The organism is Paenibacillus tritici, from assembly GCF_013204885.1.
Taxonomy (GTDB): Bacteria; Bacillota; Bacilli; order Paenibacillales; family Paenibacillaceae; genus Paenibacillus_AQ; species Paenibacillus_AQ tritici.
In genome coordinates, this window is record NZ_JABMKX010000016.1 from 65,612 (window position 1) to 92,563 (window position 26,952).

General features: G+C 54.0%; 19 protein-coding genes and 1 other annotated feature. Of the genes, 2 read left to right on the forward strand and 17 right to left on the reverse strand.

What is annotated here, in order from left to right; genetic code table 11:
• Window positions 1-544: 544 nt before the first annotated feature.
• The 12 genes from HQN87_RS32500 to HQN87_RS24915 all read right to left on the reverse strand — a co-directional run bounded on the left by HQN87_RS32500 (window position 545) and on the right by HQN87_RS24915 (window position 17,190).
• Window positions 545-787: a hypothetical protein gene (locus tag HQN87_RS32500; RefSeq protein ID WP_254075653.1), complete on the reverse strand. Its 243-nt coding sequence runs from the start codon at window positions 785-787 to the stop codon at window positions 545-547.
• Window positions 747-2,861 carry an FAD-dependent oxidoreductase gene (locus HQN87_RS24870; RefSeq protein ID WP_254075654.1) on the reverse strand — a complete coding sequence of 705 codons (2,115 nt, stop codon included), beginning with the start codon at window positions 2,859-2,861 and terminating at the stop codon, window positions 747-749. The genes HQN87_RS32500 and HQN87_RS24870 overlap by 41 nt, the downstream gene beginning before the upstream one ends.
• Window positions 2,862-2,919: 58 nt before the next feature.
• Window positions 2,920-3,045 carry a hypothetical protein gene (locus HQN87_RS32830; protein ID WP_301953224.1) on the reverse strand — a complete coding sequence of 42 codons (126 nt, stop codon included), beginning with the start codon at window positions 3,043-3,045 and terminating at the stop codon, window positions 2,920-2,922.
• Window positions 3,042-3,881: a carbohydrate ABC transporter permease gene (locus HQN87_RS24875; protein ID WP_254075655.1), complete on the reverse strand. Its 840-nt coding sequence runs from the start codon at window positions 3,879-3,881 to the stop codon at window positions 3,042-3,044. Before HQN87_RS24875 ends, HQN87_RS32830 begins: the two co-directional genes overlap by 4 nt.
• Before the next feature lie 18 nt (window positions 3,882-3,899).
• The gene (locus HQN87_RS24880) at window positions 3,900-4,787 is read right to left on the reverse strand and encodes a carbohydrate ABC transporter permease (RefSeq protein WP_173138845.1); all 888 of its coding nucleotides are present in this window, start codon (window positions 4,785-4,787) and stop codon (window positions 3,900-3,902) included.
• A gap of 205 nt (window positions 4,788-4,992) precedes the next feature.
• On the reverse strand, window positions 4,993-6,348 hold the full coding sequence (locus tag HQN87_RS24885) for an ABC transporter substrate-binding protein (protein ID WP_173138854.1): 1,356 nt from the start codon (window positions 6,346-6,348) through the stop codon (window positions 4,993-4,995).
• 74 nt (window positions 6,349-6,422) lie between these two features.
• Complete coding sequence (locus HQN87_RS24890) at window positions 6,423-8,060, reverse strand: response regulator (RefSeq protein ID WP_173138856.1); 1,638 nt, start codon at window positions 8,058-8,060, stop codon at window positions 6,423-6,425.
• Window positions 8,057-9,865 carry a cache domain-containing sensor histidine kinase gene (locus HQN87_RS33115; protein WP_173138858.1) on the reverse strand — a complete coding sequence of 603 codons (1,809 nt, stop codon included), beginning with the start codon at window positions 9,863-9,865 and terminating at the stop codon, window positions 8,057-8,059. Before HQN87_RS33115 ends, HQN87_RS24890 begins: the two co-directional genes overlap by 4 nt.
• A gap of 155 nt (window positions 9,866-10,020) precedes the next feature.
• A complete protein-coding gene (locus tag HQN87_RS24900; RefSeq protein WP_173138860.1) occupies window positions 10,021-11,319 on the reverse strand; it encodes an Nramp family divalent metal transporter in 1,299 nt (432 codons plus the stop codon).
• Between the two features lie 418 nt (window positions 11,320-11,737).
• Window positions 11,738-13,462 (reverse strand): glutamine--tRNA ligase/YqeY domain fusion protein, encoded by a 1,725-nt coding sequence (locus HQN87_RS24905; RefSeq protein ID WP_173138862.1) that lies wholly within the window; start codon window positions 13,460-13,462, stop codon window positions 11,738-11,740.
• A gap of 76 nt (window positions 13,463-13,538) precedes the next feature.
• Window positions 13,539-13,801 (reverse strand) — a binding site (T-box leader).
• Between the two features lie 79 nt (window positions 13,802-13,880).
• Window positions 13,881-15,449, reverse strand: a complete 1,569-nt coding sequence (locus tag HQN87_RS24910; RefSeq protein WP_173138864.1) for a tetratricopeptide repeat protein — start codon at window positions 15,447-15,449, stop codon at window positions 13,881-13,883.
• 448 nt (window positions 15,450-15,897) lie between these two features.
• Window positions 15,898-17,190 carry an arsenic transporter gene (locus HQN87_RS24915; protein ID WP_216857441.1) on the reverse strand — a complete coding sequence of 431 codons (1,293 nt, stop codon included), beginning with the start codon at window positions 17,188-17,190 and terminating at the stop codon, window positions 15,898-15,900.
• Window positions 17,191-18,112: 922 nt separating this feature from the next.
• Here HQN87_RS24915 and HQN87_RS24920 point away from each other — a divergent pair.
• Window positions 18,113-19,183 (forward strand): LLM class flavin-dependent oxidoreductase, encoded by a 1,071-nt coding sequence (locus tag HQN87_RS24920; RefSeq protein WP_254075656.1) that lies wholly within the window; start codon window positions 18,113-18,115, stop codon window positions 19,181-19,183.
• 53 nt (window positions 19,184-19,236) lie between these two features.
• Here HQN87_RS24920 and HQN87_RS24925 read toward each other — a convergent pair whose 3' ends face one another.
• From HQN87_RS24925 to HQN87_RS24945, 5 genes are all read right to left on the reverse strand, one after another.
• Window positions 19,237-19,725, reverse strand: coding sequence for a cysteine hydrolase family protein (locus HQN87_RS24925; RefSeq protein WP_173138866.1), 489 nt, complete (start codon window positions 19,723-19,725; stop codon window positions 19,237-19,239).
• Window positions 19,722-20,213, reverse strand: coding sequence for a GNAT family N-acetyltransferase (locus HQN87_RS24930; RefSeq protein WP_173138868.1), 492 nt, complete (start codon window positions 20,211-20,213; stop codon window positions 19,722-19,724). The genes HQN87_RS24925 and HQN87_RS24930 overlap by 4 nt, the downstream gene beginning before the upstream one ends.
• Before the next feature lie 158 nt (window positions 20,214-20,371).
• On the reverse strand, window positions 20,372-21,226 hold the full coding sequence (locus tag HQN87_RS24935) for a carbohydrate ABC transporter permease (protein ID WP_173138870.1): 855 nt from the start codon (window positions 21,224-21,226) through the stop codon (window positions 20,372-20,374).
• Between the two features lie 3 nt (window positions 21,227-21,229).
• A complete protein-coding gene (locus HQN87_RS24940; RefSeq protein WP_173138872.1) occupies window positions 21,230-22,201 on the reverse strand; it encodes a carbohydrate ABC transporter permease in 972 nt (323 codons plus the stop codon).
• Between the two features lie 68 nt (window positions 22,202-22,269).
• Window positions 22,270-23,694, reverse strand: coding sequence for an ABC transporter substrate-binding protein (locus tag HQN87_RS24945; RefSeq protein WP_211721229.1), 1,425 nt, complete (start codon window positions 23,692-23,694; stop codon window positions 22,270-22,272).
• Between the two features lie 581 nt (window positions 23,695-24,275).
• On the opposite strand from HQN87_RS24945, the gene HQN87_RS24950 reads away from it, so the two are divergent.
• Complete coding sequence (locus tag HQN87_RS24950) at window positions 24,276-26,930, forward strand: cation-translocating P-type ATPase (RefSeq protein ID WP_173138971.1); 2,655 nt, start codon at window positions 24,276-24,278, stop codon at window positions 26,928-26,930.
• The last annotated feature ends 22 nt before the right edge of the window (window positions 26,931-26,952 follow it).

The window sequence follows — 26,952 nt, forward strand, 5'->3', positions numbered from 1 at the left end:
CGGCACATTCAGGTGCACTTTTGCTCCTCCTTCTCGCCTGCCGCCCACTTCCAGCGCATTCAGGTGCACTATTGCTCCTCCTTCTCGCTCGCCGCCCGCTTTTGGCACATTCAGGTGCACTATTGCTCCTCCTTCTCGCTCGCCGCCCACTTTCAGCGCATTCAGGTGCACTTTTGCTCTTCATTCACGCCTGCCGCCCGCTTCCGGCGGATTCAGAGGGATTTATCCCTCTGATTTGCTCGCTCCGCCCGCTTCCGGCGGACTCAGAGGGATTTATCCCTCTGAGTTGCACGCTCCGCCTACTTTCGGCGGATTCAGCTACTACACAGAAATGATTAGTTAGTTTAAGAACAGCGCCCACACCCCACGCAACGTTCGCTCACTCTCCATCCAACCTACCGCCCAACCTACCATCTACCATCTACCATCTACCCTCTACCATCTAACCTACCGCCACCCTAAGAAATAGAGGGCTATCCCCATCAGCCTTTTTTCATGGCCAATGTCGGGACAGCCCTCTAAGTGGTTCAGGGATTAGGCTCTTCTATTCATAGCAGCGAACTTCATATACAGCCGCAGAAGGGTCGCCGTTGGTAGCTTCAATCACAATCCGCAGTTTCTGGGTCCGAATGGAGCCGGGCAGCTTGTGGCGTACATGGCGCTGGTAATTATTCACGGCATGAATGACATCGTTCCACGCTCCGCCCGTCCAGGACTGGATACGGTAATCCTTGGCACACTGCGGATCACGGTAAAACGGGCCGTAGGCATGATACTCCCGGAACAAATGCCCGGCAAAGGTAATCTCTACTGTACCTATTTCTTGTTCGCTCTCCCAAGTTAGCTGAATCCACTGCGGTAACGGCTGCACGGGGTCGGAGCGCCAGAGGTTGGTGTACCGGTAAGGCCGGTTGACCCCGCTGACAATATTGCCTGCGCCGAACGGCTGCTGCGGGGGAGTGATACGGTAGCTCATCGTCATACCTTTCTCGAAGCGCCGCATTCTGCCGCCGCCCATCTCGAAGGCGCTGATGTGGCCGGGGATAATCGTGCCCGCCGCATGCCAGATGACCTGGGGATTCGCGGCCAGATCCAGCCGGACATACCTGCCCGGCTTCAATCCCTCTGCGGCTCCGGCCGGGCTGGCCCATTCGATCCAGTGCCTTCCCCCCCTGGGGAACGGTCAGTGTACAGGAGGCCAGCCGACCCTCCTCCGGCTCCGAGCGGTAGTCCCAGATATGGTCCACCTGGAGCAGCACCGCGTCCACCTCCTGCGGCTGATCCGTGAGGTTGCTCAGGCAGACCGCCAGGCTGTCGAGCTGCGGAGAGGACACTGCGATCCACTGGCCGCGTCTTCTGAGCAGCCGTTCATCCTCCCCGCTCCAATCCTTGCGGTCATTCCATTCGCTCAGCTTCGGTAGGGCAGTCCCGGTCTCCGGCCCTGCGCCGTAGACCAGCACCTCGCTGCTGGCGGTGACCGCAGCCTGCCGGGCCAGATCACCCGCATCGCGGTTCTCCACATTCGGCAGGAAGCAGCCGTCGCGCAGCAGCGTCTGCTGCAATTCCTGCATCGCATCAGTGGTAACCGCCTTGATGCCTATTCCTTTCCTCAAGGCAATGGCCGCCGCTGTCCCCGCAGCCTGGCCCATCAGTGCGCATGTGGCCATGACGCGCACAGTCCCCAGCGCGGCATGCGTCACGCTGACATTGCGGCCGGCCATCATCAGATTATCCACATCCCGGGCCAGCATGATCCGGAAGGGGATGCCATACGGGCCGCAGTAGCTTTTGATTGCATATTCTGAAGTCTGGTTATAGCCCTCTGAGCTGGCATGTTCACTGGTGGCGGCCAGCAGGCCGCCCGGAGTGTGCAGATCCAGGAACCAGCCGCCGTAGGCGATCTCGTCCTCGAACACCTTGCGGTTCACCGGATCATGCTCGGTCATGAAATATTCGCCCATAATCCGCCGGCTCTCCCGCTTGCCCGGCACCTGCCCGATCCAGTCCAGCGCGTAGTTCGCTGCAAGCTCCTTAGTCTTGGGATCGCGGTTCTTGATCCAGTCCCAGATGCCCAGCGTATGCTTGGTCAGCTCATGCCGGATATCCTCGGCCTCTGTAATCGTATGCCAGGGCACTCCGATCTCGATCCACCAGTATCCGCTGCGGACATCGTAGGGTATCCGCCCCTGGTCATAGAAATAAGCCGCATCCTCATATGAAGTCGCCCAAGCCGGAGCGGTAAAAGGAACCGGCCGCCCCATATCCTTGGCCTTGAAATGAATCGAGTTCCCCATCGTGTCCCCGCTCGCCAGCCCGGGCGCATGAGGCTCATTGAACTCCTCCCGCCCTTCTGTGCCCATTCTCCACTCACAGCCTGCGAGATCGGCAATCACGCCATCGCCGGTACAATCAATGAATAGATCAGCCGCGATCTCTATATTCGTCTCTGCATTGGCGACCCGCGCCAGGATAGATTGAATCGCCCTGTCCTCCTTCATCACTACCTCATGGACCGAGGTATTCAGATGAAAGGACAGATTCGGTGTACTCACGGCCATATCGTACATCGTCATATCCCAGACACTGTTCGTCCAGCCGTTCTCGGTAATCTCCTCATGATTGCGCGCCCGTTCTTCAATAAACAGCTCGGAGATAATCCCGGTCTCCTTCGCATACGTATGAAAGGCCGCTGCCCCGTGCAGCGTCACCCGAATCTCTGACGAACTGTTGCCCCCGAACACCGGCCGGTCCTGGATCAGGCAGGTCCGTGCCCCGTGCCGGGCGGCGGCAACGGCTGCACAGAATCCGGCCATCCCTCCGCCGATTACTACGAACTCATACTGCTCCTTAGTGTGAATCATAACGTCATCCCCTCCGTGTTTATAATTACAGCTTTTCAGCTCACTAGCTCTTCGTCTCCTAGCTTTCCAGCTCTCCAGCTCTCCAGGCTCTCCAGCTCTCCAGCTCTCCAACTCTCCGGCTCTCCAGGCTCTCCAGCTCTCCGGCTCTCCAGCTCTCCAGCTCTCCAACTCTTCTATGCTTCAACCCTTAAGCCCCGTACTGGCAATCCCCTCAACGAACCAGCGCTGAAAAATGGTAACCACAAGCACCAGCGGTGCCAAGGCCGACACGGAAGCCGCCATAATGAGCGGATAATCCGTACCGTTCTCATCCGTGAAGGTAGTCAGGCCAAGCGGGATGGTGAACAAATCGCGGTCCCGCAGCAGGATCAGCGGATTCTCATATTCATTCCAGTGCCAGGTGAACGTCAGGATCAGCAGGGTGACCAGCGCCGGCTTGGTCAGCGGAAGGCAGATCTGCCAGAACATTCGCCAGTATCCGACTCCGTCTACCTTGGCCGCCTCCAGCAGCTCACCGGGCAGCGTACTGAAGAATTGCCGCATGATGAAGGTACCCAGCACGGTGAACATCCCCGGCAGAATAATCGCCAGATGGGTATTGACCAGGCCCAGGCTGTCGAACAGGATAAACCGCGGGACAAAGAACACCTGGGCGGGAATAATCATGGTTGCCAGATAGAGCAGGAAGATAGTCTCCTTGCCGCGGAACCGCAGCTTGGCGAAGGCATAACCGGCCATGGAGCTGGTAATCAGCGAGCCGAGCACCTGGAAGAAGGTAATCTTGACCGAGTTCTTGTAATACACGCTGAACGAGACGGCCCCGTTCCAGACCTTCTCATAATTCGCGGTATTCAGCGTATCCGGAATCCATTCGATCGGATAGCGGAACAGCTCCGAGGTGTTCTTGAAGGATGCCGAGAGCATCCAGAGGAACGGCAGCAGCATCAGTATTCCGATCAGAAGGAATACCGCTGTCATTGATATTTTGGCGGCCAACTTGTAAGCACTGCGCTTGTACAACTACCTCACCCTTCCTCCCTAGAATTGATCCTGCCAGCTTCGCTGAGAACGCCACTGCACCAGCGTCACGACGAATATGAAGAGGAACAGCAGCCAGGACACCGTAGCCCCGTAGCTCATATTCCGCAGCTCAAAGGCCTGCTCATAGATATACAGCGCAAGCACGCTGGAGGACCGCATCGGACCGCCGTTCGTCATCACCTGCACAGAGGCAAATACCTGGAAGGATGAAATAATCAGCGTAACCGCCGTCAAAAAAGTAGTCGGCTTCAGCATCGGCACAGTAATGTGCAGAAAGCTTTTCAGCCCGCTGGCTCCATCAATCTCTGACGCTTCGTACAAATCCTTGGAAATCCCCTGAATACCGGCCATATACAGAATCATCGCATAGCCGATATACGTCCAGATGGTCATGAGGATGATGCCCGCCAGCGACCAGTCCGGACTGGACAGCCAGCCCGGCGGATGGTCTACACCCAGCGCCTTCAGCACCGAGTTAACCGGTCCCTGGGAAGGATTGTAGAGGACTCTCCAGACCACAGAAATAGCTACAATGCTGCTCATATAAGGCAGAAAAATCATGGTACGGATCGCAGTCTTCAAGTATACGAACCTGTTCAATATCACGGCCAGCAGCAGGCCAAGCCCCAGCGCCACCGGTACACTGGTCAAGGAGAAGACCACGTTATGCAGCAGGGATCTCCAGACTATAGGGTCTTCCCCAAGCTTGACGATGTTGCCGAGGCCGGCAAAGCTGAAGCCACTCATCCCCTTCAGATAGTCCCAGTCCGTGAAGATAAGGACGAAGCTGAACACCATAGGGAAGAGGATGAAGGCGGCGAAGCCCAGCAGATTCGGAAGGATAAACAGGTAACCGGCCACATTCTCCCTCGTTTTGTCTCTCATATACTCAACTCCTTATATCCGTATTATAGAGGCGGTACGCTGCTCCCTGAATGTCTTAAACTGTGCTTAAACCGTGATATTCTGTGGTGTTCACTGCTGCTGATTCAGCGGGAAATTCTTAGGTTTGCACAAAAAACCGCTCCCGGAAATTCCGGGAACGGCCATGTATCGTATTCATCTGTCTCAGGAGCTGCTGCAGCCAGAACTACTTCGCAGCAGCAATCGCTTCGTCGGCCCGTTGTTTGATCGTCTCTACCGTAGTGTCCAGATCCTGCGCATCCATGAAGTACTTCTCGGCTTCTTCCATGAAGGCTTTACGCATTTCGGTCAGACCCGCTGTCTGGGTGATCTCGGTGTTCGTATATTCTGTGTTCAGCAGCTTCACGAAGGAGTCCTTATCGAAATACTGGGCCCTGTCGCCCATAACCGCTTCCGCCACCTGCGCGACATCGGCCTTCTTGCTGGAAGGAATACGCCCGCCGGGAAGCATCTCGGTATTCCCTTCGGTCAGGAACCAGCTTAAGAACTTCATGGCTGCCTCTTTGTTCGGACTCTTGGCATTGATCGAGGTCATGTCGTTCAGCTTGGTGTTGTTGATGTTGCCCCCTGCCGTCCACTGCGGCATCGGCGCGAAGGCAATCTGGTACTCGCGGTTCGGGTAGGCGGTGTCATCCTTGATGTAACGGACAAAGTAAGCGGAGGTATAGGTAGAAGCCGTTCGTCCGTTCAGCAGTTCATCCTGCGGCTGAGCCTTATTGGCCACCCCTTCCGCATACGGCATCACCTTCTTGCCTTCAATCAGCTTCTTCTGCAGCTCAAGTCCTTTGCGAAAAGCTTCATGCCCGAAGTTAGAGGTGCCGTCTGCGGCATAATAGGCATCCTTCGGCTGGGCTGAATTCAGCACATCGAAGGCAATCGGCTCCCAGGTGGGCGTGAAGAACGCCCCGTACTGCCCCTCCTTCGTCAGCTTGCCGGCCAGAGCCGCATAGTCATCCCAGGTCCAGCCCGGCTCCGGGATGCTCTCTCCGATGGCATCCAGCGAAGCCTTGTTGAAGGCAACGAACTTCACATCCCTGGAGCCTGGAAGGTTATAGATGGTGCCGTCCACCTTCGTAATGTTCTCTGAGCCGATGATCCCCTCCAGGTCAAATCCGCTGGACTTAATCAGGGCTTCCAGCGGCTCTACCATCCCGGCCTTGATGCGGCGTTCCAGATGGGCATCGGCGTAATTGACAAACAAATCAGGAGCATCCGTGTTCGACAGCAGAGCCGTCTCCAGCTTCACATTGCCCGGATCATCATTGACGAACCGGACATATTCAACCTTGATATCCGTGTTCTCAGCGTTCCAGCGGTCCGCTACCGCCTTGGGACCATTCTCTTCAGGTACGCCGCCCCACCACTTCAGTGTAACCGTTTTCGATTCTCCAGAGGCCTTGGCGCTCTGCTGCGGCGCCTTGTCCGGGCCCCCGGCCGTATTCCCGTTATTGCCTCCGCAGCCGCTTAACAGGACACTTGTCAGCAGGACAGAGGACAGACTTAAGGTTAATCTACGCTTCATTATGATTTCCCCTTTCGCTAATTGAACAGTAACACAACTTAGTTATATCAGAGCGCTGCTCAATAACGAACGGCTTATTCTTTGGTCTTAGAGGGATTTTCCAAGCTGCCCTGCTTGCGGCCGGTCATCGTTTTGCGGTATTCCAGCGGAAATAATCCCTCTATTTTTTTGAAATACTTACTGAAATGATTGGAATCGGCGTAGCCGACCATCTCGGCTATTTCATATATTTTGTACGTGGGATTGCGCAGCAGCTCCCGCGCCTTCTGCATCCGGATCTGGGTCAGATAATCCACAATCTTCACCCCGGTCTCCTTCTTGAACATCACGCTCAGATAATTCTCGGCGAACCCCGTCCGTCTGGCCAGATCGGCCACTTTCAAGGACGAAGCATACTCCTCCTCCATGATGGTGATCATCTGCTTCACCTCATCGCGGTATACCGGCTGGCTATTCTGCCCTGTCAGCGCGATAGCTTCGGGCAGCCAACCCAGGAACCAGTGGCCGATCTCCCGCAGCGTCTCCGCGTTGCGGATCACATCGAAGGGATACTTCCCCTGATGCTCAGGCATGACGTACAGAATATGATCGGACGGTCCCATATGCTGGAAGACCAGATGCAGCCACTGAAGCCACTGCTCTCTGACCCAGGCGGTTCCCATCCCTTCCTCCTCCTGCAGCCGGGCAATCCAGCGCCGCACTTCCTCCAGAATAACCGCCTGCTCCCCCGTGTCCAGCAAGCTGCTCCAGTGCCCGCTCTTCAGAATACTCACCTTGGGCTGAACCTCATCCGCCTCAGCCAGCGGGTACAGGATCGGGCAGTCTTCATGAAAAAAACGCCGGGCCAGTGCCTGATCCGCCTGCCGGAAGCCTTCATTTAACTGATAAGGGCTGCAGTAGTCCCCGGACACGCCGAAGCTCACCTTCACCTTGGCAAAGGTGCTGCCCGCCCCCATAAGCTCCTCCAGCATCCCCTCCGAATAAGCGCCGGCCAGAATCACCAGCTTGCGGTTATGCATGTCTACGAGCTGGCACTTGTCATATTTCTTCAATATTTCCGCAAAAATATTACTGACGGTATAGAACAGCAGCTGCTCACTTTGAAAGCGGTTCTCCTCCAGGACCTGCCGGTAATGATCGACACCCGCCACAATCACCCGGCAGCCCTCCGTGACAAAAGGCGGCAGGTTCCCGTCTCGCTGCAAATGGTCCACCTCTAGCTTCGATCTCTGCTTCACCAGTAAATCAAGCAGCGTCAGCTCGGCGGATTTCCGCTCCAGAGCTTTTATTTTATAATCCAGCTTATCCTTCTCTGTACGCTCCTGCTCTTCATTGTGGAAGAACTGCTGAAGCCGCTTGCACTTGTCAAGCAGCTCCTCCGGCGTATAAGCCAGCTTCAGCGTATAGTCGGCAGCCCCCAGCCGCAGCGCCTTCTGCACATATTCAAAGTCATTATGGTTGGATAAAATAATAAACTTAATCGCCGGCCACTTCACCCGGACATGATTCATGAGATCCAGACCGTTCATCTCCGGCATCCGGATATCGGACAAAATGATCTGGCAGGTCCCGCGGTTCAGCAGCTCCAGGGCCTCCACCCCGTTCGCGGCTTCCCCGATGATCTCGAAACCGTGCGCCTCCCAGGGAATCAGCGTCTTGAGCGCCACCCGGACCAGAATTTCATCATCCACAATCAATATGCGTGTTGTCATCCTTCCAGCTCCTTCCGATAAGGAATCCGCACCGTCACCTGTAGTCCGCCCGCCTCCGGCCGGGACAGGAGAATGCCGCATTGCTGCCCGAAATGGATTTTGATTCTTCTGTCCACATTCAGCAGCCCGATGCCGCTGGTCTTCACATGATCCTGCTGCAGTTGATTGGCAATCATCCGCAGGGTTTCCTCCGAGACCCCTTTTCCGTTATCCCTGATGTGAATAAGGATGTATTGACCGGGGCATTCCGCCTCGATGCGGATATGCAGCGGCAGCTTCGACCCATGGATAATGCTGTTCTCCACCAGCGGCTGGAGCGTGAATTTCAGCACCGTGCAATCCAACAGGGCTTCCGGGACCTGAACAGCGACCGTAACATCATCGTGATACCGGATTTTTTGCAGAGACATGTACAGCTCCAGATACTCCAGCTCCTGCCTCAGCGTGACGAACAGCGTATTCTGCTTCATGGAGAACTCCATCAGCTTCCCGAGCGCCGTAATCATATCGCTGACATTGCGGTTGGTACCCGAGAGCATAGCCATCAGCTTGATGGAATTGAGCGTATTGAACAGGAAGTGGGGGTTAATCTGGGCCTGGAGCGCCTGGAAATGCGCCTCCTCCTTCTGCCGCTGCTCCTCCGCCACATGATGGATCAGCTCTTCGAGCTGCGCGACCATTTTATTGAAATGGCTGCCGAGCAGGGCGATCTCATCCTTGCCGCGCACCTCCACCTTGGTACTGAAGTTGCCGCTGCCCACCCTGCTCATCGAGCGCACCAGGGCATAGAGCGGCTTGGTCAGCCGCAGCAGAATGTAGATCACGATAATGATCCCCACGCCGAAGAACAACAGGAACAGTGCGATGGACTTCGTCCGGGAGTTATCGAGCTGAGCCGAGAAATCCCCCATCCGCTGCAGGGAGACAATGGACAGGCCTACCTGCGGCACGGACGCTGCGTTCATTAGATAGGTCTCCTTACCCAGCGTCAGCTTCCTCATCACAGAACCGCTATGCCTGGAGTCTTCCGCCTGCTCCGGCGTCAGCGAATACTGCTCCTTGCCGTAGATGTCGTACAGGGTTCCCCCTTTATCCAGAACAAGCAGCTGCGTATTGTCAGGCAGCCCTTTGGAGGGAATGCCGTAGAACTGGCTTACGGGTATGGCCACGATAACCAGTCCCCAGTTACGGATGGACGATTCGAAGGCGAAGGAACGCGACAGCAGGATGAACTCCTTATCGGGCGCATTCTCGGTATACCCCAGATTAGCTGGCAGCCGGTAGACTCTCTCCCAATAGGGATAGCCCTTCAGCTCCATCCCCGCAGTGAACCAGGGTTCGCGGATGATCGTTCCGGTTGCCCCGCGGTTGAAATTGTTAAGGGTCGTCACCACACTGCCTTCAGCATCGACCAGTCCGATGAAGGCGCTGTTACCCAGCAGGATATCCTTCAGGTACCCCATCTTCTTCTGAATTTGAAAAATAGCTCCCATCGCCTCGGCATTCCCGTAATCCCAATTGAAGGTATTCGAGCCGAAGGACTGGGCCATATCGGCCTCCAGCAGATACGTCGCCTGAATCATCCGTTTGGCTGTATCATTAATCGTCATCGCCGCCTGCTCCACCAGGCTCTGATTGGCGGCATAGACCTCCTGCTCCACCACTCTGACCGATGTTGTGAAATAGTCATACAGCACGATCAGTGTCGGCAGGGCAATTACGATGAGTACGGTAGCAATCAGCTTGCTGCGGATGGAACGCAATCCTCTCCAGCTTCCGGTTATGGCGGCTTCCTCCCCTGGCACTGCGACCTGTGTTCCGAAATATCTTAAACACATTAATTATAGCAAAGGATAGGCTGGGCTATGAATGGGATATACTGTTTAAAAACAGGGGAATTCTTCTGTCCTTGCAGCAAAAAAGCAGCGATCCTCCCATCGGGAGAACCACTGCTCACAGCTCACACAAACATCTCTACAATTAAGAACAAATTCAGCGATACCACCAGAGCGGAGATGATCCAGCCCAGGATGGTGGTAATCCGGTGATTCACCAGGCCCTTCATGATCTTGCGGTCGCTGGTGAAGATCACGAGCGGGATCAGGGCAAAGGCAATCCCGAAGGAGAGAACGACCTGGCTCATCACGAGTGCGGTGGTCGCATTAATGCCGAAGGCGATAATCGTCAGCGGTGGGATAATCGTAATCGCCCGCCGGAGGTAGAGATTGATTTTTTTATTAATGAAGCCTTGCATCACCACATCACCGGCCATCGTACCGACCGACGAGCTTGACAGACCTGCGATCAGGAGGCCGAGGCCGAAGGAGATTGCCGTAACGGGTCCTGCCAGATTGCGGAACTGCTCGAAGGCGATATCCAGATCCTCAACAACAAGACCGTTCTTGAAGAACAGCGCCGCTGCCACGATCACCATGGCCATATTCACCGCACCGGCAATCAGCATTGCAATCAGGATATCAATGAACTCCAGCCGGAAAATCTGTTTCTTCTCCCGCTCATCTGCCCCCACAACCCGGCTCTGGGTCAGCGAGGAATGCAGATAGATCGCATGGGGCATAACCGTTGCGCCGAGAATCCCGGCCGCCAGCAGGATGCTGTCCACACCTTCAAATCTGGGGGTAAACATCCCTGTAACAATGCTGCCCGCATCCGGCTTCGCCATAATGACCTGGAACGCAAAGGCCAGCACAACAATCATTACCATGCCGGCTATCCCGGCCTCAAGGGTACGGTAACCGCGCCGCTGAAGCTCCAGAATCGCGAACGACCCTACTGCGGTAATCAGTGCAGCCGGCAGCATCGGTATACCGAACAGCAAGTACAGTCCGAGGGCTGCCCCGATAAATTCCGCCAGATCGGTAGCGATAATGACCAGCTCACTCTGTATCCATAAGAAGACCGACACGCCCTTCGGGAATTTCTCCCGCGCGACCTCCGGCAGATTCTTACCGGTAGCAATACCAAGCTTGGCGGATAAGGATTGAATAAGAACGGCCATCAGATTCGAAGCAAAGATAACCCATAGCAAGAGATACCCGTATTTCGAGCCTGCTGTAATATTAGTGGCGAAATTGCCGGGGTCCAGGTACGCTACGGAAGCGATAAAAGCCGGGCCCAGGAACGGAAGCAGCCGCTTCAGTCCTTTGACATCTCCATCAAGCACCGACTGTGCCGAAAGTTTATTGGTATGGCTTTTTAGTATTGTGGATGATTCTACTGCTGTATTCTGCTCCATCATTTCTGTCCCTCCTATTGCCCGGAAAAAGTTGTCTATACACACGAAAGTTTCCCTGGTGCAACATTTGATCTGAGTTTATTATAATCCGCTGTATGAGAAATGTAAATGTATTTTCATTGGTTTTTTTCATACGAAATGTCACGATGATTACAGACAGCTATGCTATCCGCCCGGCCGCTGCATCTTATATTATGTGCACGCCCCTGGAAAGTGATGCTCCAGCCCATATGTTATTACCCATTCTGAGACTTATGATTTACAGGAGCACATGGGTGGACACTTGAGTGGACGCTCCGCGGATGGACCGTTGTTCCAATCGTTTAGCGGTATCCCATTAAAACATTTAAATAAAAGTAACACCTATACCGGGCGTAGGGCGAGCTAGTACCACACTTCTGGATCGTATCCGTGTTGACCTTCACTTCGCAACATCCTGCAGTTTATTTCCCGCTTTGCTTTTCCAGGTATCCTTGAGTGGAACGATCCGGTTGAACACCAGCTTCTGCTCACTGCTGCGCTTGCTGTCGATACAAAAATACCCGTGGCGCAGAAATTGGAATTTGTCCCCGGGCTGCGGTGTATTTTCGAAAGGCTCCAACAGGCAATCCTTAAGCAGAGTCACAGAATGGGGATTGATATATTGCTCCCAGGTCTCCCCCTCCTCCTTCGGACCGTTGTTATCGGCAAGCAGCTGCTCATACAGGTATACCTCACACTTGAGCGCATGGGCGGCAGAGACCCATTGAACCGTTCCTTTGACCTTCCGGCCGCTTAGAGGACCGCCGCTCTTGGTATCCGGGTCATAGGTGCACCGCAGCTCCAGGATCTCTCCCGTCGCCGCGTCCTTAATGACCTCATTGCAGCGGATAATATATGCGCCCTTCAGCCGTACCTCACCGCCTAAGACCAGTCTGCGGAAGCCCTTGACAGGTACTTCCATGAAGTCCTCCCGCTCGATATAGAGGGTGCCGGAGAACGGAACATCTCTTGTCCCCAGCTCAGCATTTTCGCTATTGTTATCCATCTTAAGCCATTCGGAGGTCCCGGCTTCAACATTCGTGAGCACAACCTTCAGCGGATTCAGCACAGCCATGATGGCGGGCACCTTGGCCTTAAGATCCTGTCTGACGCAGTGCTCCAGCAGTGAGTAATCGACCATCGCCGTATTACGGACCATTCCGATCTCATGTACGAAATCCTTGATGCTGTCCGGTGTAAACCCGCGTCTGCGCAGACCACGAAGCGTCGGCAGACGCGGATCATCCCAGCCGTCCACGTAGTTCCCGTCTACCAGTGCCCGGAGATAACGTTTGCTTGTGACCACTCCTGTAAGATTCACCCGGCCGAATTCCCTTTGCCTCGGCGCCTCCGGGATATCCAGCTCATTCAGCACCCATTCATACAGCGGCCGGTGATCCTTGAATTCAATGGAGCATAACGAATGGGTCACCCCTTCTAGCGCATCCTGAATCGGGTGGGCGAAATCATACATCGGGTAGATGCACCAGGCATTGCCCGTACGGTAATGCTCTGCATGAATGATCCGGTACAGCACCGGGTCGCGCAGATTGATGTTCGGCGAGGCCATGTCGATCCGGGCCCGCAGCACTTTGGCACCGTTAGGATATTCGCCGTTACGCATCGCTCTGAACAGCCGCAGATTCTCTTCCGGCGAGCGGTCCCGGTAAGGACTATCTGTCCCCGGCTCGGTTAATGTCCCCCGGCAGGCCGTTACCTCCTCCGCCGTCAGGTCACAGACATATGCCTTCCCCTTCTGAATGAGCACTTCCGCGCTGCGGCAGATTTCCTCTGAATAATCAGAACCGTAATAGACATGCTCTCCCGGGCTGCAGCCCAGCCATTCGATGTCTTGGGTGATGGACTTCACGTATTCCATATCCTCCTTCAGCGGGTTGGTATCATCGAAGCGCAGGTGGAATCTGCCGCCGTTCTTACGTGCAATCTCATAGTTCGCGTGGATAGCAAAAGCACTTCCGATATGCAGATAGCCATTGGGCTCCGGGGGAAACCTTGTGCAGATCTCCCTGCTGAAGACCCCTTCCTCTATATCTTCCCTGATGAGCCTGTCCATATAATTCTCCGGCACGGCCGATTCATTCTCATTAACATTAACGTCAGTCATTCGATCTCCTCCTGTATATGGGTGATACCTGCCCTTACGGGACCACAAAAAAGAACCTCACCTCCAAGACTGTAGTCTTGGGGACGAGATTCTCGCGGTACCACCCCAGGTTCATTAATATGTCGCCATATTAATCTCATCAAGTACGGCGCCGCCGGCAAGGCAGGGCTTATACTCTAGCTCTGTAACAGGAGCACCTGTCGCACCATCCCCGGCTGCTGCCGGTTCCGATACACCGCTCAGAGGCTTGTTTCTACTCAGCCTTCCCTGCTCCTTCACACCAGCCGGAGCTCTCTGTGAGGGAAGAACTGAATATACTCTTCTCGTCATCGCGTTTGCAAATTGTTGGATACAGAATATCAAATCTCACACAAACTGTAAAGTCCAATAGCGGCCGGCTGTCCTTATAGCCTGCCGGTTACGCTTCTTCCGGCCCCTGGCTCAGCGCCGCCAAAAGCTCCAGCGCTTCCTCATGCTCCGGCTCAATCAGCAGCGATCTGCGCGTGTAATCCAGCGCCGCTTCGTCATCCTCCTGCTCGTAGCTGCAGATCGCCAGGCAGTACAGCACGGTAATTACCGGCTCCTCCTCACTTGACGCAAGCGAATGCTCCAGGAAGCGGCGGGATTCCCCGTACTGCTCCATCTCGAACAGCAGCAGACCGCAGTCCAGCGCCAGATCATACTTTTGCGGCATCGGGTAGAAGCCCTTCCACATCAGATTAATCCCCCGCTGAAGGTCCAGCAGCTCTTCATCGCTGGCATCCGGCAGCAGCGCGGAGATGCGCTCCGCACTCTGGATGAACAGCTCGGCGTCATAGCCGCCCAGCCGCCAGAAGGCCAGAATCTGCTGCATCCCGATCGTATCGTAATTCTTGTCAATCCACACCTTCAGGCTGAAGAAGTCATCCGGCCCGAACCGCTCCACGAACCGCCGGTAGGCCAGCCGGGTATGCGGATGCAGCATCGGCTCCTCCAGCATCAGGATACAGCCCACATTCAGATTCTTATAATGATGCTGCGTGAACTGGGCCAGTGCGCCCTTCCGTTCAAAATAATGCACCAGCGCATGATAATTCGCCGTGAGCGAGATGCTGCCGTGGTGAATCAGCTTCGGCGGCTCGGCGAATTCCCAGTTCTCCAGCCGGTGGTCTCCCTTATCGGCAGTCAGCAGCAGGAAGCTTCCACGGGAGAGTGCCCCCAGACGCTCCATGCAGGACAAGGCCGCAGCAGGAAACAGCACATGCGAATCCTCCAGCTTGTCCAGATAGAACGAAATCACTTCATGGTACTTGTATGAAGGGTCCTCATAGCCTTCGGCCCGCTTGTAATGATATTCCGGCACCAGATCCCGCAGTACTTCTGACGTGCTCATCGAGCCGGACTGCTCGGGATATTTCAACGAAACCTCACATTCATAAATCTTGCCTTCATCAATATAGAGCAGTTCCTGCTGAATACTATCGAAGAAGTAGTTGGCGATCACCATCAGCGGCTGCTGCAGTCCGCCGGGCTTAATCACGATTCCGCTCTGCGTCAGGGACAGCTCTGTATCCTGCACCGCATCAAAGCGGGCGAAATCAAGAATCCCCTGCTCCACAAAAGGCTTCAGACCTTCATGCTCCTGCCAGCCCTCAATGTTCTTCCAGGGCAAATCGCTCATTACGTAACGGAACGGCGGCAGCAGCACCCCCGCATACTGGATCAGCTCACATAACTGCTGCAGCACATGGAACGCCAGACGTCCCACTCCTGCCCCCAGCTCCAGAACAATCACCGGTTCTGCAGTATATCCCTTCTCTGCCCGGTCCTGAAGAAATCCGAAGATCATCTCCGCATAAGCGGTTCCAATCATCGGATTGCTAGTAATGTACTGCGGAACCTGGTCATTGGCCCAAGCCTGCAAACCGAGCTGTTCATAATAGGCACGCTGCAGTTCCCATATTGGCGCTTCACTGAAGCGGTAGCGTTCTTGTTCCTCTAATGTCATTGGTTCTAACCCTGCTCTCTGATTGTCGTACGGAAATTTGTCCGGTAGTCAAATATTATCACATTTCCGCATATATTTTCTTGAAATGCTGTGCATTCCACCTGAATCCCTTGTCTATCTCCGACTGGTTCGCTCATACTCCGCCGGAGGTACTGTCTGCGAACTTCGGCGTAATGGCATAATGTTGCACATTCTGCAACCTCATCATCTGATTATCCTGAGGCTCAAGACAATTGTTGCATGAATGGCAGGAATCCCCCCTGCTAAGCAGTGTGGAGGAGGAAGAATCCTGCCTTTTGTACAACAATCGTGGCTTAGAGTCCATATCCGGCGGGAATTGTTGCATTTTTTACAGCTCCAATGGTCTAGTCCAGTCCAGGACAAAAAAAGCGGTGCAGACTCACCGTCTGCACCGCTTGTTCTGCTTATCCTATTTCTAGTGCTTAAGTTAGAGCAGCTTCAGCTCCAGATACAAGCCCAGCAAGGTGATGAATAGCGTCGGAATCGTCAGGATCACGCCTATTTTGAAATAAGTGCCCCAGGAGATCTTCACACCCTTGCCCGACAGCACATGCAGCCACAGCAGCGTAGCCAGTGAACCGATCGGTGTAATCTTCGGACCCAGATCCGAGCCAATGACATTGGCATAGATCAGAGCTTCCTTCACAAGACCTGCGGCATGTGCGGTATCAATCGCCAGCGCCCCGATCAGCACCGTCGGCAGATTATTCATCACTGAGGAGAGGAGCGCGGCAAGGAAGCCCATTCCCATCGTGGCAGCGAACAACCCGTGCTCCGCAATTCCGCTGATCATCTCGGCAAGCACATCCGTCAGTCCCGCATTACGCAGACCATATACCACTACATACATGCCAATGGAGAAAAAGACAATCGCCCAAGGCGCACCCTTGACCACTTCCATAGTCTTCACGTAAGGACTTCTGCGGGCCATCAGCAGGAAACAAACCGCAATCACTCCTGCTACCACAGATACCGGAATGTTCAGGAATTCACTAACGAAATAGCCGGAGACCAAAAGCGCCAGTACGCCCCAGGATAACCGGAACATCCGTTGATCCTTAATCGCTTCCTCCGGAAGCTTCATTCCGGCGGTGTCATACTCTTTGGGTATGCTGCGGCGGAAGTACAGGTATAAGACCAGAATACTGGCTCCCAGTGAGAATAAGGTGGGCAGCCACATATGCCCTGCATACTGCATGAAGGTGATGCCGAAGAAATCGGCGGAGACAATATTAACCAGGTTGCTGACGATCAGCGGCAGCGAGGTGGTGTCGGCGATGAAGCCGCTGGCGATAATGAAGGGAAACACTTTGCGCTCGTCAAAATTCAGTGCCCGGACCATCGCCAGCACAATCGGCGTCAGAATCAGCGCTGCCCCGTCATTGGCGAACAATGTCGCCACAACTGCACCCAGCAGGATCACATAGACGAACATCAGCGTTCCGTTGCCGCGCGCCGCCGATGCCATATGCAGGGCCGCCCATTCGAAGAATCCAATTTTATCAAGGATTAAGGAAATCAGAATAATAGCTACAAATGCCAGCGTGGCATTCCATACAATTAACGTCACATCACGGACATCCCCGAAGCTGACCACACCTGCGGCAAGCGCCAAGATCGCCCCGCCGCAAGCGGACCAGCCAATGGATAAATTCCGCGGCTGCCAGATCACAAAAATCAAAGTAATAACAAAAATCAGGCAGGCGGTAACAATCACCATCCAGCCCCCCGTTCGATCTGCAGCATTCCCCGATGCACTCCTTAAAATAAATATAGTATAAGCCAATTCATATATACTAAAGCAGCCCCTTCTGAAGTACAAGAAAAAATTGCTGGGGGGTTAGCAGGGCATTATTTATATACTTAAGTACTAAGCGCCTGAAGGGATACATAGGCTGGATTAAGGGGAACGAAGCAGCTTCTTGGGAGAGGAGATGCAGGTCCGTAAGAGCCATCCTTGCGTTTGGGATTGGAGGTTCGGACTACCATGAGTACAGATCAGCTCATTGCACTGCTCGTTCTTGTTATTATGATTGTACAGCTTGCCGTCAAGAAGGATAAATCCTGAAGACAGCAACCAGAGAGACCGGGGGCATCCCGGTCTTTTTGCCGTGAGGACCAGCGTTGGGCGCAGGCCCAAGGGACAAGATAACCGCAGTCCAATTGTGTTCGGTTTTCCGTTTACATTCGGCCTACGCGGCGCTCCCAGTCCAATTGTGTTCGGTTTTTCGTTTACATTTGGCCTACGCAGCGCACCCAGTCCAATTGTGTTCGGTTTTTCGATTACATTCGGCCTACGCAGCGCACCTAGTCCAATTGTGTTCGGTTTTTCGATTACATTCGGCCTACGCGGCGCTTCCAGTCCAGTTGTGTTCGGTTTTCGATTACATTCGGGCTACGGCGGCGCGTCCAGTCCAATTGTGTTCGGTTTTCCGATTACATTCGGCCTACGCACCCTCGCACCCCCGCACCCCCGTACCCTCCTACCTGCCAAGTGTATTCGGTTTTCTGCGTACATGGGTCGATCTGCTAATTAAGGAGTCTTCTTTATACAATAATAAAAATCCCCAATTCACTTACTAAAGTTGAGAAACATTATAAAGCATAGTAGAATGATTACATGAAGAAAGGGGCGGACAGATATGGCCGAGGATAAACAACGAATGGAAATTGGAATCAGCACGTTTTTGGAGACTACACCCGATCCGGTGACAGGGCAGACTATCAGCCATGCCGAACGGCTGCGGGAAGCTGTAGAAGAAATTGTGCTCGCCGACCAGGTGGGCCTGGACGTATATGGCATTGGTGAACATCACCGGGCCGACTATGCAGGCAGCGCTCCGGCTGTCGTGCTGGCCGCAGCGGCAGCTACAACCAAGCGGATCAGACTGACCAGTGCAGTCAGCGTATTGTCTTCGGATGACCCGGTTCGGGTGTATCAGGCTTTCGCTACGCTGGACGGCCTCTCGAACGGCCGGGCAGAGATTATGGCCGGACGCGGTTCCTTCATTGAATCGTTCCCGCTGTTCGGTTACAGCCTGGAGGATTATGATGAATTATTCGAGGAGAATCTGGAGCTGCTGCTGGCGATCCGGGCTTCCGAGAAGGTTACCTGGCGCGGCGGACATCGTCCGGCGATTCATAATCTTCCGGTCTATCCCCGTGCGGTGCAACAGCCGCTTCCCGTCTGGGTCGCCAGCGGCGGCAATCCCGAGTCTGCTGTGCGGGCCGGAACACTCGGCCTGCCCATCGCCTTCGCCATCATCGGCGGTATGCCGGAGCGGTTCGCTCCGCTCGTCAAATTGTACAAGGAAGCCGCTGTACGCGCAGGGCATAATCCCGACAAGCTGCAGATTGCCACGCACTCCCACGGCTTCGTAGGAGAGACTACCGAACAGGCGGCTGCCTTGTTCTATCCATCCACCCAAGCCCAGATGAATGTCATCGGACGCGAACGGGGCTGGGGCGGAACGTATAACCGTGCAGCCTTTGACGATGCCCGGAGTCTGCGCGGCGCCCTCTATGTCGGTGACGCTGAATTCGTGGCCGAGAAGATCATACTGCTGCGCAAGAACCTTGGCGTGACCCGCTTCTTCCTGCATGTGAATGTCGGCACCATGCCGCACCGCGAGGTACTGCGTGCCATTGAGCTGCTGGGCACCAAGGTGGCCCCTCTCGTGCATGAAGAATTAGCCCGTATTGAAGGCAAGTAACATTCACTTAAAAAACACTTCAGGTGCCCAAGGGCTCTTGAAGTGTTTTTTTGTTAAGACTGGACTAACGCTTCTAACACCGGATAAGAGATCAGACTCCGGTCTCTGTAGGTTGCCGGGATCACATCACTGTGTGAGCTAAGAATGCCATTTTGCAGCAGAACAGCCTTGAACCCTCTTTCCGCAGCCCCGTTATAGGTGAACAGTACGCAATGCTCCGCAGCATAACCGGAGAGTATCAGCAGGTCGATCTTCTGCTCCCGCACAATCTGTTCCAGATCCGTCTTCCAGAATGCATTCGAGTACTCCTTCTTCACTCTGAAATCCGTCTCCTGAACCTCAATTCCGGGAATGATGTTGAACTTCGCTTCCTCTGAAGGCTCCATGCCTTCAATGTCCTGAATATGAATGACAGCATGGCCCTTGCCGCGCAGCAGCCCGGCGACATAATTAATATACTCACAGGCTTTGTCAATCACCTGCTGCTCCACCTTGCCCAGATGAGTCTCCTGCAGATCAATAATTAATAATCCGATTCTCATTCTATTCCTCCTATAAAGTAATTATTCAACCGCTTTTTCAAATCCACTCTTGTATATGTGGTTTCATACGCTGTACCGTCTTCATTATAAAATATAGCTGTTTTCAGGTAAGGCTCTGTAACCGCTGCATACCCGAGTCTGGTGATCAGCTGTATCATCCGTGGATTCTCCTGCGGATCAACACTGACAAAGAGTTCCGAATAGCCCAGCGTCCGGGCCATATTCTCCTGATAACGAATCAGAGCCGAGCCTACACCCTTTCCCCGGCAGGCTTCTTTAACATAGAGATCACTCAGTTTGGGAATCCGGTTCCCGCTCAGCTTCAGAACCACGAACCCTGCAATCCTCCCGTCCATCTCAGCGACTATGAAGCATCCTTCCCTTTGGTGATCCTGATCCAGATACTTGCGGAATAAGCCCTCATGATTTCTGATTGAACATAGACCATCCAGGTCCCTAGCGCTTGCGGCTCTTATGCTGTAATTCATCCCTGCCTCCATTATCTTAGATTATATAACAAGAATTGTAGCATTAATCCGTCCTATGTAGCACAAAAAAACTGCAGTAGAATGATCCACCGGAATGGACCCGTCTCTGCAGTATGTTTGGTCTTCACAGCTATCCTGAATCCGATCCGTTTACTCTGTTACTCTTTGACTCCGCCCAGTGCTACACCCGCGATAATATACCGGGACAGCAGGAAGTAGACCACGAACAGCGGCAACGCTGTCAGCGCCAGCCCCATATAGATCGAGCCGAATTCCGTCTTGTAAATGTCCCCGCGCAGCAAGCTTACCATGATAGGCATCGTATACTTCTCCTTCTGTGTAAGCAGGATCAGCGGCATGAACAGGTTGTTCCAGTTGGCCACAAAAGCGAAAATCGCTTGAGTCGCAATCGCCGGCATCATCAGCGGCATAATAATCCGGTTGAAGGTGCGGAACTCGCCGGACCCGTCTACACGGGCTGCCTCTACGATCTCAATGGATAATGTAGCGAGCAGGTATTGACGCATGAAGAACACCACCGCAGGCGCTGCAATCGCAGGCAAGATCAGCGGAAGGAAGTTATTGGTCCAGTGCAGCTTATACATGAACTGATAGAAGCCGATGGCACTGGCCTGGGAAGGAATCATCATCACGCACATAATGAAGGTGAAGAACGCGCCCCGCAGCTTCCAGCTGTAGGTTACCAGTCCGTAAGCGGCCAGGGATGAGAAGTAGACCGTACACAGGGTGGCCGAGCTGGCAATGATGAAGGAGTTCATGAAGCCTTGCAGCGGATCAAAGCTCTTGTCGAGCAGCACCTTCAGATTGCTCATCATGTGGCTCGAAGGGAGCAGCGAGAGCCCGCTCTGAATCTCCGGTGTAGAGCGCGTAGCGTTGACGAACATGATCCAGAACGGCAGAATGCTGAGTACCGCCAAAGCGATGCAAACCACATAGATAATCGTCTTGTTAATGGATTGGGTGACTTTCCCGCTTTCCCGATTCTTCTGCATGGCTTACACCTCCCTAGCAGCCGTCTTGGCAGCATTTCTGTGTGTTTGTTTTTGGATTTTTTTCATTTTGGCTGCATCGCGGTCACGCATGACGTAGAACAGCAAGCCGGACAGTACGGCAGATATCAGGAACATAATCATACTCGCGGCTGCAGCACGGTTATACATGTAACTGCCCTTGAACGCCTGCCCGTAGATGAACATGGACGTAGTAAGCGTAGAGTCATCCGGTCCGCCCGCAAGGAATAATTGCGGAATATCGAACATGGTCAGACCGCCTACCATCGAGGTGATCAGGGTGAACAGCAATATGGTACGCAGACTCGGCAGCGTGATCCGGAAGAAGGTCTGGAACCCGTTCGCCCCGTCAATCGCAGCCGATTCGAACAGCGCCGGATTAATTCCCATAACCCCTGCGATCAGGACGATCATGGTGTTCCCGTACCACATCCAGAACTGGATGAAAGACACGATGCCGCGCGCTGTCGTCTTATCCTGCAGGAAGAAGACCGGGCCGTCGGTCCATCCCAGCATCTGAAACAAGCTGTTGACCGGTCCCATCGGATAGGCGAACAAAGTACTGAACAATACGGCGATGGTACTCGCGGTAATGATATTCGGCATATAGAGCAGAACCTTGAACAATCCTTGCCCTTTTATGTTAAGACGCCGGTTGGTGAACCATGCGGTCAGCAAGAGCGCAAGCAGCATCTGTGGAACGAAGTTCGTAATCCAGAGCAGTCCGGTGTTGATCAGGGACTTGCGGAAGGACACATTATCGAAGAGAAGATCCTTGAAGTTCTGAAACGGGTTATCGAGGATATGTATAGGCTTGGGAATGAGCCCCTTCATATCCGTGAATCCAATCACTGCCGTATACAGAATGGGATACAGTGAGAAGATTAGAAAGGCAAGAATAAAGGGAAATGTAAAGATATAACCGAATTTCGCATAGCTGACATCCTTGCGGCGCATGCTCTCACCTCTTTAGTTGATTATAGGGGCGGGAAAAATCCCCCCGCCCCTCCGAATTCTTCTTATGCTTATTCGCTTTCAATACCCAGCTGGTCTTTGACTTGCGACTTGAAGGTTTCGATTGCTTTTTCTTTGGTCTTATTGCCTGCAGTGTACTCGCGTACCTGTTCGCGCCAGGCTTTGTTGATCGTTTCGTCAAATTGGGTCAGGTTCTTACCTGAAGCATTCGCGTTGGCCGGAACGAAGACGTCGAACATGTTCTGTCCGCCCAGCAATGGAACTTCACCATTGGATTTGGACATCACCACAGAGGAAGCTACGCTATCCTTCGTGCCTTGTTCGCCCGTTTTCATCGTACCGTTAGCCCAGTAATACTGGAGTCCCGTTTCCGAGCTGTCGAGTGTAACCCACTTCACGAAATCTGCAACCGCTTGTTTCTTCGCATCATCCTTGGTTACTTCGGCATTGGCCAAGAGCCAGGTGCCGCCCCAGAAGAAGCCTGTAGTCGGTTCCGTAACAGCCCAGTCGCCGTTTGTATCCTTCACTTGGCCGTTCATCACGTAGTTGATGAGCCAGGCCGGACCGAAGAATCCGAAGATCGGTTGAGCGCCTGCACCGGACATATCTGCATACCATGCTTCTGTCCAGTCGGTTGTATCGTTATGATAGCCGTTGTCTTTCAGCTTTTTGGAGAGATCCAGGAATTCTTCACGCTTCGGATCAATGTGCAGCTTGCCGTCTACAATCCAGCCCTTGTCCGAGCTGTTCTCAATCGGGTGCCAGATGTCGCCGTCGCCGGATACGATACCATATCCTTTAGCCTTCAGCTTCTTCGCTGCATCGAAGAATTTATCCCAGCCGGGTCCAACCTCTGTTTTGATCTTGGCCGGATCATCGGTTCCGAAGACATCCTTCGCAATGGAGCGGCGATAGATGAAGGCACCGCCTGTAGCCTGGTAACCGAGACCTTTCAGGTGACCGTCAGTTGTACTGCCGATATCTACAGAATACTGGGCGATGCCAGCATCTTTTACCATTTGATCATCAAGTCCAAGGTCTGCATAATTGGCAGCATAGGTCGATGCATCGCCTTGCGTGTATTTAAGTACGAATGCGGACTCCGCTGCATAAATATCCGGGGCATCCTTCCCGCCGCCTGCCAGCGCCTGGTCAAGTGCAGGCTGATAAGCGCCGTCTGTCGTTGCAATTACCGTAGTTTTGAATTCCACATTCGCATCAGGATGCGCTTCCATATACTTCTTGGTCATGTTCGGAATTTCGTCGGTGAAGCTCCAGAGATTGATGGTTACCTTCTCACCAGATCCGGCTGCTGGAGCTTTGGTAGCCTCTGCGGCAGTTGTAGCTGCTGGAGCTGTCGTTGCTTCTGTACCGGACGAGCTGGAATTCGAATTCCCGCCGCCGCATCCTGCCAGAGCAGATGACATCACGAGCACTGTTGAGAGCCCCGCTAAAACACGCTTCATACTTTTCATACTTTGCCTCCCCTTTTATATTCATCCTCGGTTTTATGTAACCGCCTTCATATTATAGTGCTAGTCTCTCTCCGGCATAAGGAACCCCTCATTGGGAAAAATACCACTATTTATGGGTTTTGCTCTAATAAGGCACAAAAAAGACGCCAAGGGCATCGGGCCTTAGCGTCTTTGTAATCTTTGACCTTTATTTCTTCCTCTTCATTCTCGCTTCTCCGAAATCCTGATCATAGTGCAATATTTCCTTCATTACATGGCTCCAAATCCAAACTTGTTGCAGAAAAGGCAGTATTTCTCCCCCTTCATATGGCTCAATCGGGACAATTCCTGCATTTGATGCAACATTTCTCAGTCATACTTAGTGCCGAGAAATCAAAGCTGCACAATGTGCAACATTATGGATCAATGCATCCCAAATCCAGCTCCAGATAAAGGATTATCTCATTTTATTTTATATACAAATCACCCATTAGGGTATAACTAATTAGCAGCCGGAGCTGAGAATGCTGAAACTTGTCATCATTCCTAACGTAGATTTGAACCATACAGACAAAGAAACACTGGAGAGGAGCTTGTATCTAATGGAGTATTACCGCCACAGTGTGTCAGACACCCTGGAAGAGGTCCACAGTTCCACGAGCGGGCTTACGTCTGCTGAAGTAGACAACCGGCTCGCCAAGGAAGGCTATAATGAGTTGAAAGGCAAACCGAAAGACCCGCTCTGGAAGCTGTTTCTGGAGAATTTCAAAGATCCTATGGTAGTTGTCCTGCTCATCGCGGCAACGGTTCAGATTGTGATGGGGCATCTTATGGAGTCCATCATCATCTTTGTAGTGCTGATTCTGAATGCAATCATCAGCGTGGTTCAGACGCGCAAGGCGGAGAGCTCACTGGACGCGCTGCGCAAGATGTCCGCCCCCGAAGCCAAGGTTATCCGGGACGGGGCGCTGCGGTCTATTCCGGCAAGGGAGCTTGTCCGGGGCGACATTGTCTTCCTGGAGGCAGGCGATTACGTGCCTGCGGATGGACGGATTATCGAATCCGGGAGTCTGCGGATCGACGAAGGCATGCTGACCGGCGAATCCGAAGCCGTGGACAAGCATATCGAGCCGATCGCAGAGGAGGCTCCGCTTGGGGACCGGCGCAACATGGCCTTCAGCGGCTCGCTGGTCGTCTATGGCCGGGGAACGCTGGTCATCACAGGAACGGCGCTCGGCACCGAGCTTGGGAAGATTGCCGGTCTGATTGAGAGTGCGGAAGCGAAGCAGACGCCCCTTCAGCGCAAGCTGGAGAGCTTCGGGAAGAAGCTGGGCATCGCTGTCCTGCTGCTGTCCGTCCTCATCTTCTCTATTCAGGCCGCGCGCGTCTGGCTCTCGAATGACGCGGTTGATACCACCGAAGCGATTCTGAATGCCCTGATGTTCGCCGTGGCTGTAGCCGTCGCCGCGATCCCGGAGGCCTTGTCCTCCATCGTAACGATTGTTCTCTCCGTGGGCACGAACAAGATGGCCCGGCAGCATGCCATTATCCGCAAGCTTCCCGCAGTGGAAGCCCTGGGCTCAACCAGCGTAATCTGTACCGACAAGACCGGGACCCTGACCCAGAATAAAATGACGGTTGTCGATTATTTCCTGCCCGGAGGACCGCAGGAGCAGTTCAGCCTGAAGGCGGATGAATGGTCGGAAGAAGCACGCAGACTGCTGCATATTGCAGTGCTCTGCAACGACTCCAACATCAACGAGGAAGGCAAGGAGCTGGGCGATCCCACCGAGGTCGCTCTGATTGCCTTCAGTAACAGCAAGGACCGGGATTACCGTGAGATCCGTGACAACTTCCCGCGCGAAGCCGAGCTGCCGTTCGATTCCGAGCGCAAGCTGATGACAACGCTGCATACCTTCGAGGGGCAGAAAGCCATGCTGACCAAAGGCGGCCCCGATGTCCTGTTCAGCAGATGTACCCATGTACTGCTGAGCGGCCAGGAGGTTCCGCTGACACCGGAGGTGCTGGAGCGCTTCACTGAAGCCAACGAACAGTTCTCCAGCCGGGCCTTGCGGGTGCTGGCTTACGCTTATAAGACGGTGCCGAATACAGTTACTGAGGTGGGCCTTGCAGATGAACAGAATCTGGTACTGGTCGGCCTGTCGGCGATGATCGACCCGCCGCGCGAGGCTGTATACGGCTCCATTGCCGAGTCCAACAAAGCCGGTATCCGCACGATTATGATTACCGGGGACCACAAGACTACAGCCCAGGCTATCGGCCGCGATATCGGACTGATGGCAGAGCATGAGATTGCAGTCACCGGCCAGGAGCTGGATGCCATGTCCGAGGAGGAGCTGGACAGCAGGCTGGAGCAGATCGGTGTCTATGCCCGTGTCTCCCCTGAGAACAAGATCAGAATCGTCCGTGCCTGGCAGCGTAAAGGCAAAATCACCGCCATGACCGGCGACGGCGTCAATGATGCACCGGCCCTGAAGCAGGCCGATATCGGTGTAGCCATGGGCAGCGGAACCGATGTGGCCAAGGATTCGGCGGCCATGATCCTGACCGATGATAACTTCGTATCCATCGTTAATGCGGTTGCTGTCGGCCGGACAGTGTTCGATAATATCAAGAAGGCCATAGCCTATCTGTTCGCCGGCAATCTGGGGGCGATCATCGCCATCCTGTTCGCCCTGATCTTCGACTGGATCAATCCGTTCACGGCCATTCAGCTGTTGTTCATTAACCTGGCGAATGACTCCCTCCCGGCGATTGCGCTGGGCATGGAAAAAGCCGAGCCGGATGTAATGAGCCGCAAGCCGCGGGACATCAGCGAAGGCATTTTCGCTGGCGGGATGATGCAGGCGGTCATTACCCGTGGTCTGCTGATCGGGATTGCCGTCATCATCTCCCAGTATATCGGGCTGCAGCATTCGGATGAAATGGGGATTGCGATGGCCTTCACCACGCTGATTCTGGCGCGCACCCTGCAGACCTTCGCCGCCCGCTCCAACAGTCAGACCTCTGTGGAAGCCGGCTTCTTCAGCAACAAATATGTAATCGGCGCGGTCATGATCTGCTTTGCCTTTTATGGCATCGCAGTGCTGCCGGGAGTCAGAGATATTTTCTCGATCCCAGCTTCCTTCGGGATAAGCCACTGGCTGACCGCAACCGGACTCGCCTTGGGCTCTGTCATTGTGATGGAGCTGGCGAAGCTGGTCCGCCGTATGCTGCCTGCGAAGCAGGCTGCTTAAGCTGGGCTGAGTCGACGAACCG